General features: G+C 61.7%; 14 protein-coding genes. 7 read left to right on the top strand and 7 right to left on the bottom strand.

Features of this window, described 5'->3' with window-relative positions:
* Window positions 1–1,087 precede the first annotated feature (1,087 nt).
* Both VJZ71_03020 and VJZ71_03015 read right to left on the bottom strand, forming a co-directional pair.
* Window positions 1,088–2,713: a VanZ family protein gene (locus VJZ71_03020; protein ID HKQ47025.1), complete on the bottom strand. Its 1,626-nt coding sequence runs from the start codon at window positions 2,711–2,713 to the stop codon at window positions 1,088–1,090.
* Complete coding sequence (locus VJZ71_03015) at window positions 2,710–3,540, bottom strand: hypothetical protein (protein ID HKQ47024.1); 831 nt, start codon at window positions 3,538–3,540, stop codon at window positions 2,710–2,712. Before VJZ71_03015 ends, VJZ71_03020 begins: the two co-directional genes overlap by 4 nt.
* A gap of 228 nt (window positions 3,541–3,768) precedes the next feature.
* Here VJZ71_03015 and VJZ71_03010 point away from each other — a divergent pair, with 228 nt between their 5' ends.
* Entirely contained in the window at window positions 3,769–5,256 is a 1,488-nt protein-coding gene (locus VJZ71_03010) for a sugar transferase (GenBank protein HKQ47023.1), read from the top strand.
* Window positions 5,257–5,275: 19 nt separating this feature from the next.
* Here the strand turns inward: VJZ71_03010 and VJZ71_03005 are convergent, their stop codons facing one another.
* The 3 genes from VJZ71_03005 to VJZ71_02995 form a co-directional block, all read right to left on the bottom strand.
* On the bottom strand, window positions 5,276–6,301 hold the full coding sequence (locus VJZ71_03005) for a substrate-binding domain-containing protein (GenBank protein HKQ47022.1): 1,026 nt from the start codon (window positions 6,299–6,301) through the stop codon (window positions 5,276–5,278).
* A gap of 9 nt (window positions 6,302–6,310) precedes the next feature.
* Complete coding sequence (locus tag VJZ71_03000; protein HKQ47021.1) at window positions 6,311–6,604, bottom strand: VanZ family protein; 294 nt, start codon at window positions 6,602–6,604, stop codon at window positions 6,311–6,313.
* A 122-nt stretch (window positions 6,605–6,726) separates the two neighbouring features.
* A complete protein-coding gene (locus tag VJZ71_02995; GenBank protein HKQ47020.1) occupies window positions 6,727–7,668 on the bottom strand; it encodes an AAA family ATPase in 942 nt (313 codons plus the stop codon).
* 487 nt (window positions 7,669–8,155) lie between these two features.
* Here VJZ71_02995 and VJZ71_02990 point away from each other — a divergent pair, with 487 nt between their 5' ends.
* A complete protein-coding gene (locus VJZ71_02990; protein HKQ47019.1) occupies window positions 8,156–8,830 on the top strand; it encodes an HAD family hydrolase in 675 nt (224 codons plus the stop codon).
* A 52-nt stretch (window positions 8,831–8,882) separates the two neighbouring features.
* Here VJZ71_02990 and VJZ71_02985 read toward each other — a convergent pair whose 3' ends face one another.
* Window positions 8,883–9,770 carry a dihydroorotate dehydrogenase electron transfer subunit gene (locus tag VJZ71_02985; GenBank protein ID HKQ47018.1) on the bottom strand — a complete coding sequence of 296 codons (888 nt, stop codon included), beginning with the start codon at window positions 9,768–9,770 and terminating at the stop codon, window positions 8,883–8,885.
* 544 nt (window positions 9,771–10,314) lie between these two features.
* Here VJZ71_02985 and ffh point away from each other — a divergent pair.
* Genes ffh through VJZ71_02970 form a run of 3 tightly spaced genes read left to right on the top strand, consistent with a single transcriptional unit; the run spans window position 10,315 to window position 12,973 of the window.
* Entirely contained in the window at window positions 10,315–11,757 is a 1,443-nt protein-coding gene (gene ffh / locus VJZ71_02980; protein HKQ47017.1) for a signal recognition particle protein, read from the top strand.
* 20 nt (window positions 11,758–11,777) lie between these two features.
* On the top strand, window positions 11,778–12,038 hold the full coding sequence (locus VJZ71_02975; GenBank protein ID HKQ47016.1) for a helix-turn-helix transcriptional regulator: 261 nt from the start codon (window positions 11,778–11,780) through the stop codon (window positions 12,036–12,038).
* A gap of 50 nt (window positions 12,039–12,088) precedes the next feature.
* On the top strand, window positions 12,089–12,973 hold the full coding sequence (locus VJZ71_02970; GenBank protein ID HKQ47015.1) for a hypothetical protein: 885 nt from the start codon (window positions 12,089–12,091) through the stop codon (window positions 12,971–12,973).
* A 9-nt stretch (window positions 12,974–12,982) separates the two neighbouring features.
* On the opposite strand, the gene VJZ71_02965 is transcribed toward VJZ71_02970, so the two are convergent.
* The gene (locus VJZ71_02965) at window positions 12,983–13,765 is read right to left on the bottom strand and encodes an SDR family oxidoreductase (protein HKQ47014.1); all 783 of its coding nucleotides are present in this window, start codon (window positions 13,763–13,765) and stop codon (window positions 12,983–12,985) included.
* A gap of 44 nt (window positions 13,766–13,809) precedes the next feature.
* On the opposite strand from VJZ71_02965, the gene VJZ71_02960 reads away from it, so the two are divergent.
* A complete protein-coding gene (locus tag VJZ71_02960; protein ID HKQ47013.1) occupies window positions 13,810–14,223 on the top strand; it encodes a hypothetical protein in 414 nt (137 codons plus the stop codon).
* Between the two features lie 126 nt (window positions 14,224–14,349).
* Window positions 14,350–18,333 carry an SEC-C metal-binding domain-containing protein gene (locus VJZ71_02955; protein ID HKQ47012.1) on the top strand — a complete coding sequence of 1,328 codons (3,984 nt, stop codon included), beginning with the start codon at window positions 14,350–14,352 and terminating at the stop codon, window positions 18,331–18,333.
* Window positions 18,334–18,365 lie beyond the last annotated feature (32 nt).

Below are 18,365 nucleotides of genomic sequence, written 5' to 3'. Positions count from 1 at the left end.
TATCGCCGGCGTTTAGATGAGGCCGGAATCGACCCTGCCCGCGCCCGCCTGGACGACTTCGCTCGCCTGCCCCCGCTCACCAAGACTCAAATCACGGAACACGCCCACGAGATGGCGGACCCCAAAACTCCCGGCGGCCTCTTTCCCTATTCCACCGGCGGGTCCACCGGCTCGCCGCTTTCATTCATGATGGATCGGCCCCGCCAGGCCTCCGATCAGGCCGCCCGGGCCCGTACCCGCCGCTGGTTCGGCATCGACCTCGGCCGGCGCGAACTCTATCTCTGGGGTTCCCCGGTCGAACTCACCGCGCAGGACCGCCTCCGCGCCCTTCGCGATCGCCTCGCCAATCACCGCCTCCTCGACGCGTTCAACATGACGCCCCGAACGATGTCCCGCTATTTGGGCGAGCTGGAATCCTTCGATCCGGTCCACTTGTTTGGATACCCCAGCAGCCTCGCACGGCTCTTTCGATTTGCACGGGAGACCGGTCGGCCGATCCGCGCACCCTCTCTTCGCGCGGTCTTCGTCACCGGTGAGGTGTTTGATCGCGCCGACCGGGCAGTCCTCGAAGAGTCGGTCTCCGTTCCCGTGGCGGACGGCTACGGCTCGCGTGAGGGCGGCTTTATCGCCCACCAATGCCCCCTGGGGGCCTACCACGTCACGATGGAGAGCCACATTGTTGAATTGCTCGACGCGGCGGGTCGCCCCACGAACACGGGGGATTGTGGCGAAATCACCATCACGCACCTCGACGCGCTGGGAATGCCTTTCATTCGCTATCGAACGGGCGACATGGCCCGCCGCACCGGCGAGCCTTGTCCTTGCGGCCGCGGGCTTGAAACTCTGTCTGCCATCGAAGGACGGAAGACGGACATGCTGCGCACCGCCGACGGGGGCCACGCCCACGGCTTGTCGGTGATCTACGTCTTGCGCGAAGTTCCGGCGATCCGGGAATTCAGGATCGCCCAGCGGCCGAATCTCGATCTCGACGTGGTGGTGGTCCTGCGGCGCGAGCTGACGGAAGCCGAGCGCGGGTCCATTGTCAGGCAACTCAAGAAGAGAATCGGCGGAGATATCTCCGTCCACCTCAACGTCGTGGAGTGGATCGAGCCGGATCCTTCGGGGAAGTACCGGCACGTGGTTCGCCTCGGCGAATCTCCGATCGGGCCGCCGGCGCCGGCAACGGCTGGTAGGTCGCACCTTCCATCAACTGCGACGTAAGCGGGTCCGCCGCGACGACGGTCGCCAGCCGAGCATATAGCCCTTGTGCCCATTGAAGGACTGCGACCCCCGCAAACGATCCCGCCGCCGCCATCGCGAGCGTCGTCACATCGGTGAACCGGCTGGGCATCCATAGGTGGAGCGTCTCCAAGACGGCGCAAATCAGCATCGCAAGAGCGACGCAAACCCGCGTCTCGCGGCGGCGATGCCCGATTCGGAGAAGCATCGCCAGCCCCATGCCGACGATGGCGTACCGTAATCCGTCGCCGCTCAGATCGTAGAGGGCTTGATTGATGCGGCACTCCCTGTGGGCAGCGAAAGGCACGACCGAGACGTTTGCATGCGCAAGGAGACCGGCGGGCGAGTTTTTACTGAAATCAAAGGGCACGATCTCGTAGAGGATAACCATTGCAATTCCAACGCACGCCAACCCGCGCTGCCATGTCACGGGAGGCGGCCCTGTTCGCGTCACAACGGCGGCATCGGAACGGGACGTGACGCGCCGCGCCCACGCCCATCCGAAGAAGCAGCCGATCGGCCACCCGACGAGGCCGCAAGCGATCTGCAACGTGTCCAGGCCGTGAGAAATGAGAAAGACCCGTGCCCCGGTGGCGACGGCCGCCAGACCGACACTGACCAACCCGGCCATAATGTAGTGTCCAAGGGCAATGGAGCCGTTGCGCGATCTTCCCACGATGAACAACGCGGCGACCGCGGCATACAACGCGACATCGACGACGCGATCCAGGCCGTATTCCCATCGCGAGCGAGACAGTTGCATTGCCGCCACTTCGGGGTTCCCTGGATGGTGGGCCTTCACCCTGGTTTCCAATTCCTGCCATCGCGCCCATGGCCTGGCGTCGGTTCGCCGCAGCGCCGACGCCGCAGCATGATGAGGATCGATGACCGGATCGAACGGTCGAAGTTGAACCAACAGTACGATGACGACAAACGCGCGGCTGACGACCAGCCACCAACGGCGTGCCGCCAACTCCCGGGTTCGTCCCGCGGCCCGGCGGATGGCATCCTCCCCAAGCCACAAAATCCCGACGCCGAGTAGCGCCCCCACGAGGTTTGAACTCACATCCACCCAGGACCCGACGCGGGAGGGAAATAACCGCTGCGCCTGTTCAATCGCCACACTGAGAGAGGTGCAGACGATCGTCGTCCACAGCCCCGCCGACGCCCGGGAACGACCCCGTTGGCGCAGCAGATGGAACCATATGGCCCCAAAGGGCAGATAAAACGCAATATTCGCAGCAATGTCCGGCAAACTGATTTGCGCCGCCCGCAGACCAAACAGAGTGCTCCCAGTCGTCGCCGCCGGGGATCGAATGTCCAGATCGAACGGGACGAGGGACAGATAGATGAGGAACAACGTGTATCCCAGGAGCGACGTCGCCTCCCGGCGCAGGAATTCGGAGCCGCTTGCAGGAGTGGCGTTGGCGTCGGCATGCCGGATCGATGGTTTGGCGAACTGGGTCGTGATCATGGCCCGCGCTGGAAGGTCGGCTGAACTTCAATGATCAAACGATCGTCGCGCGGGGAGAGCCAGTCGTCGGTCTGCCAGGGGCTGGGTTGCGTGGTCGTTGTCGGCTCGTCGCGCTTCGCCAGATCCCAGACTGCATCTCGGACCAGCCCTCGAAGCTCGGCCTCGGCATCATATTCCGCTGGCGAAAGGACTCCTTCGGGGGGCCGTCGGTCTTGCTCGTCGTCATAGCGTACGTCGTCAAATACGATGGGAACCCGGAAGGCGCTCAGCGTGCGGGATTCGCGCGCATCGCACAGCACCCCGATCAAATCCGCGTCGCCCTCCCCTCGCTCCCACCGACCGTAGATCAGGCACAGACGACAATCGATTCGCGCCGCTTCCCGCAATATCTCGCTCCACGCCGTGCCCCGCGGATCGAGTCCCTGGCCTTTCAGAACCGCCACTTCGCGTACCGGCGGCAAAGAATCGAGAAGGCCGTTCCAATAGGCAACTTGGTCCGTGGGCATCTCCGAGATTCGAAGGTTCCTCGTCGCAGCGCCGTCCGCCCTTGAAACCACCTTGGCAACCGCCAACCCGGCGGGGAATCGACCCGTGGAAGGCGATGCATCGATATGGCGGCCGCCGATCGCGAACTGTTCGCTCGTCGCTCCCAGGTCTTCAGGACCGAGCGAGACGGTATCCAACTCCACCGAAAATTCGTCCATGCACGCGTGTGACGTACAGCCGCCGCTTGACGCTGCCGCGAGGACAATAAACGCTACCAGCCACCCGCCGATGATTTTCAGAGGCAAATAGCGCGGGAAGTTGTTCAGACGCCGGCATTTCATAGCGTTTCTTCGGATCACCAATAGTTGCGTCGAGACATGTCCGTCACGTCCCGTTGGCTTATCGGAGGTCGGTCCCCTCCGCTTGCGTCCGAATCGCTGCGCCGCTTTTGCCAGATGGAACGGGTCCCCGCCCACGTCCCATATGACGAATCCCAATCGGGACTCAATTCCCGTCAAGGTGCGTCCGATACCCATGTACGTCAGAAACCGCCGGAGAAAGGCCCACCGTTGTCATCCCAGTCCATCCTCAGTTTTGATCTCGCGATTCCCGCTCGATTGTCGCCGGTTCCGGTCCCGGCCGCTCCCCGGATTTCCGCACGTCGGTCGGGATTGGACCTGATTGGCGGATCGCTCCTGCACCTTCCGCGGGCGGCGTGGATGGCGATCGACGTGGCCATCGTCTGTGGCGGCACAATTCTCGGAAATCGCCTCTTCGTGTGGTGGACCATTGAGGGTTCGATCCTCTCGGACTACAGCATCGCCCTGGCAAACATCGTTCTGGCCAGCGCCGTCGTCCTGGCAGGGTGCATCTTCGGCCTCTACGAGCCGACGACGCTCTGGTCCCGATCGCGGATCGCGGTTCGCTGTCTCCTGACGGTCACGTTGGCGATGACGTCGACATGGCTCGTGATGCACCTGTTCATGTATTCGAACATGAGCCGTCGCGCCGCCTTGTGCGGGACGCTGTTCTATCTGGTCGGAGCGACCTCATTCCGGCTCATCTGCCATTACGCGCTGCAGGGCGTCCGACGAGGCCTGCTCGTCGTCGGCCAGGGACCTCTTACCGGGGCCATCATCCGATCGGTGCGGCGGCAGTCCATCCCGGGTTATCGTCTGGTCGGCGTCGTCGTGCCCGAACGCGACGAGGCAAACCGTCGCGGAGCGGGAGATATCCCGGTCGTCGGGGCCCTGTCGGAAGTCGAGAATCTCGTACGCCGCCATGAGGTGGCGGAGGTCGTCGTCGCCCAAAGCGCCGCCGCGATCCCCGAATACCAGAAGGCCGCCCTGGCCTGCCTGCGACTGGGCTGCCGAGTCACGGATGAAACCACATTCTACGAGACGACTTACGGAGAGGTTCCGGTTTCGCACATCTCTCCGAGCTGGTTTCTTTCGGCCGATTTGAAGGGCCACCGCCGTGAGCACGCCGTCGCCAAGCGCATCTTCGACGTCTTTGTCGCCGTCGTCGCCCTGGTCCTCTCCGCCCCGGCCTTCATTCTCGTCGCGGGTCTCCTGCGCTTTGAGAATCGCGGGCCGATTTTGTATTCGCAGACGCGCGTCGGGCGCGGGGGCCGCCTGTTTACCCTTTACAAGTTCCGAACCATGGCCACCAGCGCCGAGGACGCCGGAACTGCCTGGGCCACGTTGAATGATCCCCGGGCAACGTCGATCGGCCGCCGCCTGCGTCGCTCGCGCCTCGACGAACTACCGCAATTGTGGAATATCCTCCGAGGCGACATGTCCGTCGTCGGACCGCGCCCCGAACGCCCCGAGTTCGTCCGCCCACTCTCCGCGGTCATTCCGTTCTTTGACGAGCGCCATTTGATCAAGCCCGGTCTGACCGGATGGGCCCAGATCAACTACCCGTACGGCGCGACCGTCGCCGACGCCCGCCGGAAGCTCCAGCTCGATCTCTATTACGTGAAGCATATTTCGCTGGAGCTGGACTTGATCATTCTCCTGCGCACGCTTGGAACGTTTTTTAGGGGTGGACGGTAAGGACGCTGCTCCGTCCTGCTCATTTCCCGGAGGGTTCGGTCTGACGTTGAGGCGACGGCTCGCCTCGTTGCCATGCTTTCCAACGGGCCTCGTAGTCCGGCAGCTGCTCGGCCGTGACGATCTCGACCGGCACATCCACGACCGGGGAAAACCCCCCGGTACGATCCTCGACCATGCGCATCGCCGCGAGCAGGCTCTCGCTGACCGCTTTTTGATAATCGTAGCCGATCATCGCCTGGACCTCGCCGTCGCGCAGCCGCTCAAAGTATCGAGGGCTGCCATGGCACAGAACGAACGTCGCCCCCAACGATAGTAACGGCTCATCATCTCGGAGAGCGCGAAGCGGCCAATCATCCAGGAACACCCAGCATCCCGCCCGCGGATAGCGCCGCGACTCGATGCGAACCAATCGAACCGAAGTGAAGGGATCGCCCTGGCAATCCACCTCGCGAAGCAGGGTAACCCCCGTCGTCTGCGACAGGCCCTGTTTGAACCCGTAGTAGCGTTTTGAGCGATCTTCCAAGTCCAGACCGCCGTGCAGCAGGATGATCGATTTGGCGCGATGAGCCAGGACCCGAATCGCGGCCTCGACCGATTTCTGGCCGATCTCAAAATCCGATGGACCGCAATACGATCCCCGCTTGGAGGTGTGCACGTCCCGGCCGAAAACAACAATCGGCAAGCCGCGCTGCGAAAGTACGTCGATCATCTCGCGCAATGAGGCGGAATCGATCGGGTGGATACACGCCGCGTCGATCTCTTCCTGTTCGAGCGCCCGCAGCAAGTCCTGTTGCGCGCTGGGCGATGCCGTGCGCGGGGCGCGGGTGACGACGTGCGTAAGGGGATTGTTCCGCACAAAGGCCGCGGCGGTCGCCTGCACCACGGCCCACGTTGGCTCGTCTTCGGCCTCCCCGATCACGACGATGCGAACGATCCGATCGCGACGCGGCGGGCGCTCGCCCCCCGGCCGGCATCCCACCGCGCCGAGCAGGAACAGGGCCGCTATCAGCAAGGGGCGGATCTCAATCCAAGCGGTACGGCTCACGTCGGATCCTCATTGCGGCCGGCCGGTGGCCATCGCCCCCAGCGCGACGCCCACGGCGGCGCCGCAGCAATCCGCCAGCCAATCGAGGAATTCACAGTCTCGTCCAAAGGGCGGCTGCGTTATTTCATCGAACGCTCCATACAAGATGAGCGCCAAATACCACGGCAGCAAGTTCCGCACCGTCGGGCGACGAGGGTGACGGCCGAGTCGCCAGACCAGAAGAGCCCCCAAAACGGTAAACCCCAGAAAATGCAAAACCTTATCGTCGACAAGCGGAATGTCCGGACCGGCCGCCGGAGGCAAATGAGTGGTGATGAACGCGGCGACGATCCCGCCGCCCGTGACAAAAGTGCGGATACCTTGGCGGAAACGTAGCAGAAGGGACTCCGATGGGCGCCGATCTCTCCAAATATTTCGGACCGCGTCTAGGACGTAGCCGCGGGAACCGGTTCGACAGATGGAGTTGGAACCACCCTCGAATCGGCCGCCGCTGCGACGCGATCCGCGATCGGCGCTCGCGCCATCGTCGCTATCCTGGCAATGTCCTTCTCTTCACTCGCCGCATCGGGCGCGACGCCGCCGAGCAGCGCCAGGATTTCATCGGCCAGGGCCAGATAATCGATGGCCCCGTTGCTGCGCGGCGCGTATTCGAAAATCGATTGTCCGTAGCTGGGGCACTCCGCGAGTTTCACATTTCGTCGAATCTTCGACTGAAGGATCCTGGCGTCGCGCCAGGGCACCGCCGATTGCCGCGACGACTCCAGATAGGCGTTCAGGTCGTCGATCACCTCCCCCGCCAGGCGGGTCCCGCTCTCGTACATGCACATGACCATCCCGGCGACGCGCAGCGGCGGGTTGATCCGATGGGCGACCAGGCGAATCGTCTCCAGAAGCTTGCCGACGCCCTGTAGGGCCAGGAAGTGCGGTTGCAGTGGAACCAGGACGTGCGACGCCGCGCTGAGTGCGTTCAGAGTCAGGATTCCCAGGGAAGGCGGACAATCGATGATCGCCAGATCGTATTCGTCGTGAAGACTTGAAAGGCAATCCCGCAGGATCACCTCCCGACCAACGACCGACACCAACTCCACTTCGGCCGCTGCCAGATCAATTTGCGCCGGAACCACGCTGATTGTCGGACCGTGAACGTGTATGGCCGATTGCAGCGGCAGGCTGCCCGTCAGCACCTCATAGACCCCGGCGCCCTTGGCCTGGCTGTCCAACCCCAGGTGCGTCGTCAGGTGCCCCTGGGGGTCCAGGTCGATCAGCAGCATCCTGCGACCGCGCTGACCGAGCGCCACGCCGAGGTTGACGCTGGTGGAGGTCTTGCCGACGCCGCCCTTCTGATTGATTACCGCGATACAATCCATTGCCGCGACCGGCCTCCTGCCCGCGACGTCCGGCCCTTAACGCCGCTTGAATAGGAAACCAGAGTATAAAGCACCGGGACAATCAATGCCAGCGTCTTAGGGGCGGCTCCCGGAACTCTCGATAGGGGAAAAATAGGTATGCAGCGAATCGAAACTGGAGAAAGCGCAAAAAAATATGGAAGGTGCTGCCGTGGCATGAGCACCTTCCATTTTTTGTGTGGCCTTCGCACTCGCGAAGACCCCGGGTCACAGCCGCACGCTCGAGCGATTGCTTTCAAAGCTCGCGGCCGTCACCCAACGTTTGGACGGCTGAGTTACCTCTTCTTCCGTCGCTTGCCTGCCTTTTTCTTGGTGGCGCCTTTCTTTCTTCGCTTAGCCATGGGCGTCACCTCCTTTCTAATTGAAAAAGTCTAGAGTCGCGTCAAGCTTTGTCAACAGAAACTTTTGCTTACGCTCAATATTTTTTCGGCGCGTGGGACCTCAAAACATGACTCAAACCCCTTCCGCAACACCCCGCGACCGCCGTCGCGCGTATATCTTTGACCTCGACGGCACGCTCATCGACTCGTTGGAGGACATTTCCGTCGCGCTGAACGCCGCGCGCTCCGATTTGGGATTGTTCCCCGTCGATGCGAATCAAGTGCGCAACTGGGTCGGTGACGGACTCTCCACGCTGTGCCGACGATCCGCGCCGGACGTCGGCGACACGGTGCTTTCCCGCCTCATAGAACGCGCCGCGCACCACTACGCACAGCGGCCGGTCGTTCACACCGGGACATATTCCAACATATTGCAATTGCTGAACTTATTGCAATCGCGGGGCGCGCCGCTGGCGGTGCTTTCCAACAAACCGCACGCGCTCGCCGTCGAGATCGTCGCGCGCTTGGGATTGGCGCCGTACTTCACCGCCGTACGGGGTTCGCACCACGAAAAGGATCGAAAACCGGACCCGCGCGCCGCGATCGAAATCGCCGCGTTGATGCACGTCGCGCCCGAAGAAGTCTACATGGTCGGAGATAGTGTCGTTGACATCCAAACCGCACGTCACGCGGGCACAAAATCGGTCGCCGTAGCCTGGGGATTTCAAAATCGGGACGTTTTGGAGGCCGCGCAGCCAGATTTTTTCGTCTCCGACCCCCTCGAAATCGCAAATTTACCCTGAAAATATTTTTTTTACCGGCATTCTGAGGGCGGTCTCGGACATGAATCGGCCCTTATTCCCACCGGATACGCCGCGCGTCGAACACCGGGCCCTCCGTGCAACACAGCGCGTACCGCCATCCTTCCGCCCGCGCGGAATCAGTAACCGGCACGACGCACGATTGACAGGTACCCATTCCACATCCCATAACGCGCTCCATCGCCAGCTCACACTCCACCGCCTGCTGCGCGCACAACGACGCGACCGCGCGGAGCATCGCTTCCGGTCCGCACGCGTAAACGCGCAGGGTTTCGCGCGCCATCGGCGTGCCAAAAAACGCCGCCATCGCGTCGGTAACACGCCCGCGCATTCCGCAGGATCCGTCGTCGGTCGTGACGGCCGCGGGGATGCCGGCACGCGCGAATTCCTCCACACAATTTGTCGCGGAACCGGTCGCGGACGGGTCGTCGACCAACGTGACGGGCAACAACGACCGGCGTTGAGCGCCGACGATGGCGCTGCACAAAACGCCCGTATTTGCAAGCGTTTCCGCCATCCAGCGAATCGGCGGCAGGCCGATGCCGCCTGCGATCAATAGCGCTGTTGCGCCGCGCGGCGGCGCCGTGAAGCCTCGCCCCAGCGGCCCCAGGACGCTAATGAAATCTCCCGGGCTGCGCGCATCCAACCACGCCGTTCCCGAGCCCACCACGCGCCCGAGAATTTTCATTTCGACGCCGCGCGCGCCGCGCTCCAGACCCCCAATGCTGAACGGTCTCCGCAGCATCGCCGCGCCCCCTTCGGCATCGTCCGGCCGTCGGCAAAGAACCTGGACAAACTGTCCGGGAACCGCCGGCGGAAACTCCTCCAACGCCAGCGTTAACTCGAAGTGCTCTTCGCAAAGCGACTGACGCCGCACGACGCGCGAAAGAAATACCCCACAGCGCTGTACGGTCTGGCTCATGGAACTAAGGGTCACTGGCTCGGCGAAAAATCACAAGGGCCCGCCAAAAATTGCGCCAAAAAAAACCTCCGGATCAAAGTTTACTTCGATCCGGAGGAGCGCCACGGCTAAGACAGCCGTAATTTGTAGCGGCGATGCAAGTCCATCCATCGGCCGCGTTTTTTCAGATTCAGTGCCGGAAATCTAGCAAGCGGACACGGGGCTGTCAACGGATACAAAAAATGTTTTAACTATCGTATCTGCAACAACTTATACGCTTGCGAATTTGTTAGAAAATCCCCCTTGATCGCGCCCAAAGTAGGCCATCGGCAAGGGTTACGCGAAACTTATCTGCTTTCCTAATAAACTCGCAAACATCGAGAAACATTCCCGTAAGGCGTAACTATAACTATCTGCTAGAAAATAAGTTAAGATCAGACATGGTCGGTACCGTAGTCACATTGCTGCGATGAGACGCCATTTCACAGCCGATTTGGCCCCTCGCCGCCGTTCATGCTATCTTGTTGGATTGCCCCATGAGCCTCCAACCAATTGAAAGTTTTCGATGTTTGACGCCCTGACCGATCGATTCAATGACGTTTTCCGACGCCTTCGCGGCCGGGGAAAAATCTCCGAAGACAACGTCCGCGAGGTCATGCGCGAAGTTCGCACCGCCCTCCTCGAAGCCGACGTGCACATCGATGTCGTCAAGAAATTCACCGATGAAGTCACGCAAAAAGCCCTCGGCGCCGAGGTCATCAAGACGCTGCACCCCGACCAGGTCATGGTCAAAATCGTCCACGACGAGCTGATCGGCCTCATGGGCCCCGTCGATTCGCGCATCCCCTGGGTCGCCAACCCCCCGACGATCATCCTCATGGCCGGTCTGCAGGGCTCGGGCAAAACGACGACCTGTGCGAAACTCGCCAAGTATTGCATGGATCGTGGCAAGAAACCGCTGCTCGTTGCGGCGGACCTCAAGCGCCCCGCGGCCATCGACCAGCTCGAAGTACTCGGCGGCCAACTCGGCGTCCCCGTCCATGCCGAGCGCGAGCACCAGAACCCCGTAAAGGTCTGCCGCAACGGCGTCGAACTCGCCAGGCGCCAGCTCCGCGACGTCGTCATCCTCGATACCGCCGGCCGCCTCGCCATCGACGAAGAACTGATGACCGAGGTCGCCAACATTGCCGGCACCGTCGGCCCGCACCAGATTTATCTCGTCCTCGACGCCATGACCGGCCAGGACGCCGTCAACACCGCCAAGCACTTCAACGAGCGACTGGAACTCGATGGCGTGATTTTCACCAAGTTCGATTCCGACACCCGCGGCGGCGCGATCCTCTCCGTCAAGAGCGTCACCACCAAGCCGGTCAAGTTCATCGGCGTCGGCGAAAAACTCGACCGGCTGGAAGAGTTCCACCCCGACCGCATGGCCGGCCGCATCCTCGGTATGGGCGACATCGTCTCGCTCGTGGAACACGCCCAGCAGCAGGTCGACGTCGAAGAGGCCGCCAAACTCGAAGCCAAGATGAAGAAGGGCGACCTGACGCTCAGCGACTTCATCGGTCAGATGGAAAAAGTGATGGGCGGCCGCTCGCTCAAGGACATGCTCAAGATGATCCCCGGCGTCGGCAGCATGATGCGCGAAACGGACATGCAGATCGACGAGGGCGAGGTCCAGCGGATGAAGGCGATCGTCAACTCCATGACAGAAAAAGAGCGGGCCAACCCCAAACTTCTCGACGGCTCCCGCCGCCGCCGCATCGCCCGCGGCAGCGGCACCGACACGGAGGACGTCAGCGGCCTGTGCAAGCAGTTTCTCCAAGCCCGCGACATGATGAAGCACATGGCGGGCCTGTCCCTCGGCGACCGCATGAAGTTCGGCTCGCAGATGGCCCAGATGTCGATGGCGGGGGGGAAGATGCCGAGCTTCAAAGCTTCCAGCAAGCCCAAGTTCCAGCCGAGCAAGAAGGATCGCCGGAAGGATCGCAAGCGGCGAAGCCGTTAAACGAAACAGAGGGTAACAGGATGAACCTACTCATTCCGATCGCCCTTTTTGAGGACTTATCCAAGTCTGGAAGATTGGGCCAAATTCTGTCCCGCCTCGCCGATCTGATCGCCAAGGCACGAAAAGCCGCCGGTCTGACACAAGCCGAACTCGCCGCCCGCCTCAAACTCCCTCAATCCCAGATTTCCCGCATCGAGCGCAACCCCGACCGCACGACGATCCGCACTCTGAAAAGGATCGCCAAATCCCTCGGCGTGGACGTTAGCGCCCTCGTGTCCTAGTATTGGCTGGGATGGCGTATTGCCCGATTCGTCGTCCATGAGGGCCGACCATGAGCGGGACCGTCAATGAGGATGCGACTCACGCCCCTCCGAATGCCGCTCCAGTTGTCGCAACTTCCTCCGACGAAGAAATCTACTGTCCAATCTGCAACTACAACCTCACCGGCATCCTGACCGGTCGCTGCCCGGAATGCGGGTCGCTCTTTGATCGTGAGGCGCTTCGCGCCAATCAGCAGGCAAACCGCATTACGTTGATCCCGTGGGATGACCCCGCCGAAACAGCATTCTGGCCGCGCCTCAAGAAGACGCTGCCCATCTGCCTATTCGACGCGAAGCGCTTCGCGTTTGCTTTCAGCGTGCAACCACAAGATTCCAGAGCATATTCGTTTTTTCTGCTCGCCACTTTCGGCGCTTGCGCCCTCTCCATTTTGGTTTTTTTTGCAAGTTTACCTCTCTACCGGCTGTTCGAGATGGAGATTGGACTTGAAGAAGCAGTTCTGTTTGGGCTGTTGATGATCGGAGCCATTTTCGCCACCGTCTTAACCACAACACTGGCGGTGGCATTCGCGCTGGGTATCTTTTGCCCACACTTCGACGGCAAGCGTCATCTAAGACCGTGGCTGTCTATCAGTTATTACGCGTCAGCCCATTACCTTATCTTTCCCTTGGGGCTGCCTGTATCAGTACTTTTTGAGTGGGGATCCCGCGAGCTGTTCGGCCTGGGGCTTACTCTCGGTGCGTTGATGACGGGGCTCGCGTGTGGGCTTCTCAATGCGTTTACGCTTAACGCCGTCATTCGACACCGGAGTGCTCCCTCGAGCGGCCGGTCTGTCGCAACACTCGCGGTATTTATCATTTATATCCTCTTCCCGCTTGTCGTCCCCGGTTGCGTTGTTACTCTCGGGATCATTCTGTTTGAATTTCTCGGAATATGATGGCCAAAGCTAGTTTTCCTTCGGACCTAACAGCTTAGCGCTGATCTTCGTTACAAGTCTAATCGGCGCAAATCGCTGCAGAAACGCCGCCAGCTTATTACTCGCGCCGGGGATGACGACCGGCTTTCGGCGGACCAGCGCCTGATAAGCCGCTTCCGCGATCCAGGCCGGGTCGGCCGCTTTCTTCGTAAAATCCGCCCGCCGTTCCCCATACCCCCCGCGATCGAAAAATTCCGTCGCCACTGGCCCGGGGCAGACGCAGGCGACGTGCACGCCGCGCTTGCGCACCTCCTGCCACAGGGCCATCGAAAAATCGAGCACGAACGACTTCGTCGCCCCGTAGACCGCCATGTACGGCGTCGGTTGGAATCCCGCGAGGCTGGCGATGTTCAGAATCCAACCACTTCGCCGCTCCAACATCCCCGGCAAGACGCTGTGCGTCAGGCGCACCAGCCCGTGCATGTTCAGCCGCATCATCGATTCCAGGGTGGCCATATTCTGCGACGCGAACTCGCCATACTCCCCGACGCCGGCATTGTTCACGAGGACATCTACTTCGCCGACCGCCTCAATCAGCCGATCGCATGCCCTCTCGTCGCACAAATCCGCCGGGTGCGACTGCACATTGACGCCCGGCCGCGCCGCGCGAAGCTCGCTGGCCAACGTCCCCAATCGATCGGCACGCCGGGCGACGAGCCACAACGCCGCCCCATCCGCCGCAAACCGCCGCGCCAACGCCGCTCCGATTCCGCTCGACGCCCCGGTAATCAGAACTCGCTTTCCGCCAAACAAATCCGCACCTGTCTCGCACCCGCGATCTGCCTCAGGAACTTCTATTGCCGCCTCCGACGGCCACGGCTAGACTACTGATCAAGATGACCCGCGACAACATCACCGCCGATCGCTCCGCCCGGCCTATTGCCGTCGCGGGTATCCTCGTCGGGGCCATCGCCCTCCTGGGCGTCGACCTGATCAGTTCCAGCGGTCCGGCCCGTTCGCACAAGTCCCCGGCATCCGTCGTCCACTCTGTCGCCACTGCGAGCTCAGCCGCAATTGGCATCCCCACGGCCCTGGCCGGTAGCGCTGCGGTCTTGGCACTCGTGCTCTGGCTGGGTCGTCACGGCGCCGACTTGCTGCGCCAACTTGTTCCGATCGAGTCGCAAATCTCTCACGTCCCTGCGAAGCGGTCGCCCGCGCCGCAATCTCGCCAGTCGATTTCCTATCACACCGGCGGCCTCTACGGCCCATAGCGCGATTCCTCTTGCTCTCCCTGATAACGCAATCTTATCTGCGTTTATCTGCGTCCATCTGTGGATAGTTCTTGTTCGGCGTTCTGACTTTTGATTTACTAACGTTTTGACTTTTTCGGTGATGCAATGCCCGTTCTTGGTCTTGTCGGTACAGCGTTTCAAAAGGTCTTCGGCTCCCGCAACGAGCGGCTGCTGAAGCAATATCACAAGTACGTCACGCGAATCAACGCCTTTGAGGGCGATCTGCGAGGCGATTACGACCGCCGCTTTGCCGAATCCGTGGCGAAACTCCCGCCCGACCTGGCCGAGACGGACCGCCCAGCCGCGCTTCAGAGAATCCGCGTGGAACACTCGGCTGATCTGAAGGCCCGCGCCGACCAGCTCCGGGATCGCCTCGCCGGCGGCGAGGAAGTGTACAGCGTGCTCCCCGAAGCCTTCGCCGTCCTCCGCGAGGCCTCGCGCCGCGCCCAGAATCACCGCCATTTCGACTGCCAGCTCATCGGCGGCATGGTCCTCTTCGAGGGCAAGATCGCCGAAATGAAGACCGGCGAAGGCAAGACCATCGTCTGCCACCTCGCCGCCTTTTTGAAATGCCTCCAGGGCCTGAAAGTCCACATCGTCACCGTCAACGACTACCTCGTGCAGCGCGACGCCGAGTTCGCCCGGCCGATCTTCGAACTCGTCGGCCTGACCGTCGGCTTCATCCAGTCGCAGCTCGATCCCGGCGGGCGCGAGGGCGTCCGCGCAAAATCCTACGGCTGCAACATTACCTATGGCACCAACAACGAACTCGGCTTCGACTACCTCCGCGACAACATGAAGACGGCCCTGGAAGAGCAGGTGCAGGGCTCGCTCGACTTCGCCATCATCGACGAAGTCGACTCGATCCTCATCGATGAGGCCCGCACGCCCCTCATCATCAGCGGCCCGGCGGCCGATGACGTCACCCGCTATCGCACGGCCGACGTCGTCGCCCGCGCGTTAATCCAAAAGCAGCAGCAGGCCAACGCCGAGACGCTTCGTCGCCTCAACTCCTGGGGCGACGCCCCGCCCAAGGAATACGCCGAACACCCCAAATTCACCGACGCCTTCAAGAAGTTCAAGGCCGATCCCAACTGGATCAAGGAGGAAGAGGCCGAAGCCATCGGTCACCACCAGTACTATGTCGTGGCCCGAGAACGTAAGCACGTCAGCGTCACCCACGACGGGATCACCCTTGCCCAGGAACAACTCGGAGTCGGCTCGCTCTACGTCGGTGCGAACATGGAATGGCCGCATTTGATCGAAAACTCGGTCCGCGCCCATGCCACCTACGAAAAAGACGTGGACTACGTCGTCAAGGACGGCGAGGTGATCATCGTCGACCAATTCACCGGCCGCCTCATGCACGGCCGCCAATGGTCCGATGGCCTGCATCAGGCCGTCGAGGCCAAGGAAGCCGTAAAGGTCAAAGAAGAAAGCCAGACCCTCGCCACCATCACCATCCAGAACTTCTTCAAGCTCTATTCAAAGATCGCCGGCATGACCGGCACGGCCATGACCGAGGCCGACGAATTCATGAAGATCTACAAGCTGGAGGTCGTGTCCATCCCCACGAACCGGCCGGTCAATCGTGTGGACTGTCACGACCGCATCTACAAGACGGTCGACGACAAGTACAACGCCATCGTCGAGGAGATTCACGATATCCATACCAAGGGCCGCTCGAGTGATCCGTTCGTACTGGAGCCGGTCCTGCGCAATCTGCTGTCGGTCCAAAAGAATCAGGGCAAGCCAACCGACAAAATCGAAAAGGCCCTGGCCGAATTCAAAGACGGTGAAGGCCATGGCGAATTAATGCCCGAGGCCTACGACGACGCGATGGGCGACCTCGCCCGCGGCCGGCCGGTCCTCGTCGGCACGATTTCCATTGAGAACTCCGAAAAGCTCTCCAACCTGCTCACCCGCAAGTACGGCATTGAGCACGAAGTCCTCAACGCCAAACAGCATGCCCGTGAGGCCGAGATTGTAAAAAAGGCCGGTGAACGCCACGAGTCCACGCGGGGCAAAGATAAGGAGCCGGTCGGCAACGTCACCATCGCCACGAACATGGCCGGTCGCGGCACAGACATCAAGCTTCAGCAGGGCGTCGTCTATGAAAAGTGCATCGGAGACCTCGGTCCCCCCGCCGGCGGCCATTCGCGGGCGTCCGGTTGGCACGAACCCGGCGTCATTGGCACCAAGTGCTGCATCCATTGTCCCGACTACGACCCCAAGACCAACTGCGCCCACTGCTGGAAGCCCAAGATCGACCCGCGCTTCCCCGAACTCGGCCGCAAGGTCTGCCCCGTGAGCACCCCCTGCGGTCTGCACATCATCGGCACGGAGCGCCATGAATCCCGCCGTATTGACAACCAGCTCCGCGGCCGCTCCGGTCGCCAGGGCGATCCCGGCTCCAGCAGATTTTTCCTCTCCCTCGGCGACGATCTGCTCAAGATGTTCATGGGCGAATGGACCCTCAAGATGCTCGAGCGCATGGGCTTTGAGGAGGGCATGTCCATGGAGGCGCGCAGCCTCAACAAGGGCATCGAGCGTGCCCAGAAAAAGGTCGAGGAGAAGAACTTCTCCCAGCGCAAGCACCTGCTCGAATACGACGAAGTACTCGACCACCAGCGCCAGGTCTTTTATTCCCAGCGCCAGCAGATTCTCAGCGCCGCCCGCCCCGGCAAGTCCGCGCGGCTCGTCGAGATGATCTGGAAGATGATCGACGAGACGATCACCGCCGCCGGCAAGAAATTTCTCGACCCGATGTATGGGGCCAAGTGCGTCTGCGACTGGGTCCGCGGCACGCTGGAGGTCAATCTGGAGCCGAAGGCCATCGACTCTCACGACGCCGCCGCCACCCAGCGCAGCATCCGCGAGGACGCTAAGCAGGACATCGAGAGCCAGATCAAAATGACGGTCGGTGAATACCTCGACCCCGACCTCGATCCACAGCAATGGGACATCCGCGGTCTGTCTCAGTGGGCCTCGACTCGATTCGGTTCCAAGCTGACGCAGAATCAACTTCGCGACATGCCGTCCGAGGAGGTCGTCGCACACCTGATCGAATCGGCCCATCAAAAAATCGACGAAGCCGATCTGTCCCCTGTCGAGCGCATCCTCGAGCCCGACTTCGGCATGATGTCGCTCATCCAGTGGGCCCGCCAGAAATTCGGCGTCGATCTTCCGGCGGATTCGTTCAAGGACGTTCCGGACGATCAGATCATCGCCCGCCTGCGCGAGGGCATCCGCAAGGCCTACCGCGAGCGCGAGGTCCGCTACCCCGTCGAATGGATCCTGGAGCGCACGGTCCTGGGCGATTCCATCGACAACGCTTATGCCGCCGACAACCTCGCCAACTGGGTTAACCTCAAATTCAATCTCGGCTGGTCCATCGACCAAGTCCGCGGCCGCACCGTAAAGGAACTCGCCGAGGAGCTCATCGGCCTGAACCGCGACTATTCGCAGAATGGCCGCCTCCAGGCCGAAATCGACCGGGCGCAGTCGGAAAACGACGATCTCGGCGAATGGGCGCGAAAACGATTCGGCCCGGCCTTCGACCAGACGACCTACGACGCCGCACCGGATCGCAAGCAGGCGCTGCTCACCTTCGGCCGCGACCTCCTCCGCCGCGAACTGACGACGCTCGAGCGCTACGTGATGCTCCAGATCTACGACCAGGCCTGGAAAGACCACATGCACTCGATCGACCAGCTCAAGGAGTCGATCGGACTCCGCGGCTTCGCCGAGCAGGACCCCAAGATCGCCTACAAGCGCGAAGGCTTCCAGATGTTCCAGGAGATGATGGACGCCATCCACGACAAGGTGACGAGCATCATCTTCAAGGCCCGCCTCGCCGATGAGTCCGTCCTGCAAAGCCGCTACCAGATCGGCGCCGCCCGCCACGCTGACGCGACCAACCAGGGCTTCTCCGGCAACGTCGAACAGGACCGCGCGGCGGCCATGCAGGCCCAGGGCGAACAGAAGGTCGAACAGATTCGCCGCGAGGAGCCCAAGGTCGGCCGTAACGCGCCGTGCCCCTGTGGGAGTGGCAAGAAATACAAGCAGTGTCACGGAAAGGGGAAATAGGGCGAGCGCGGCTCTTCATTCCGCTTTCCGAC

Source organism: Phycisphaerae bacterium (assembly GCA_035275405.1).
Classification (GTDB): domain Bacteria; phylum Planctomycetota; class Phycisphaerae; order UBA1845; family UTPLA1; genus DATEMU01.
The sequence above is the reverse complement of the archived record's forward strand: the minus strand, read 5'-3'. Positions and strand labels throughout refer to the sequence as shown.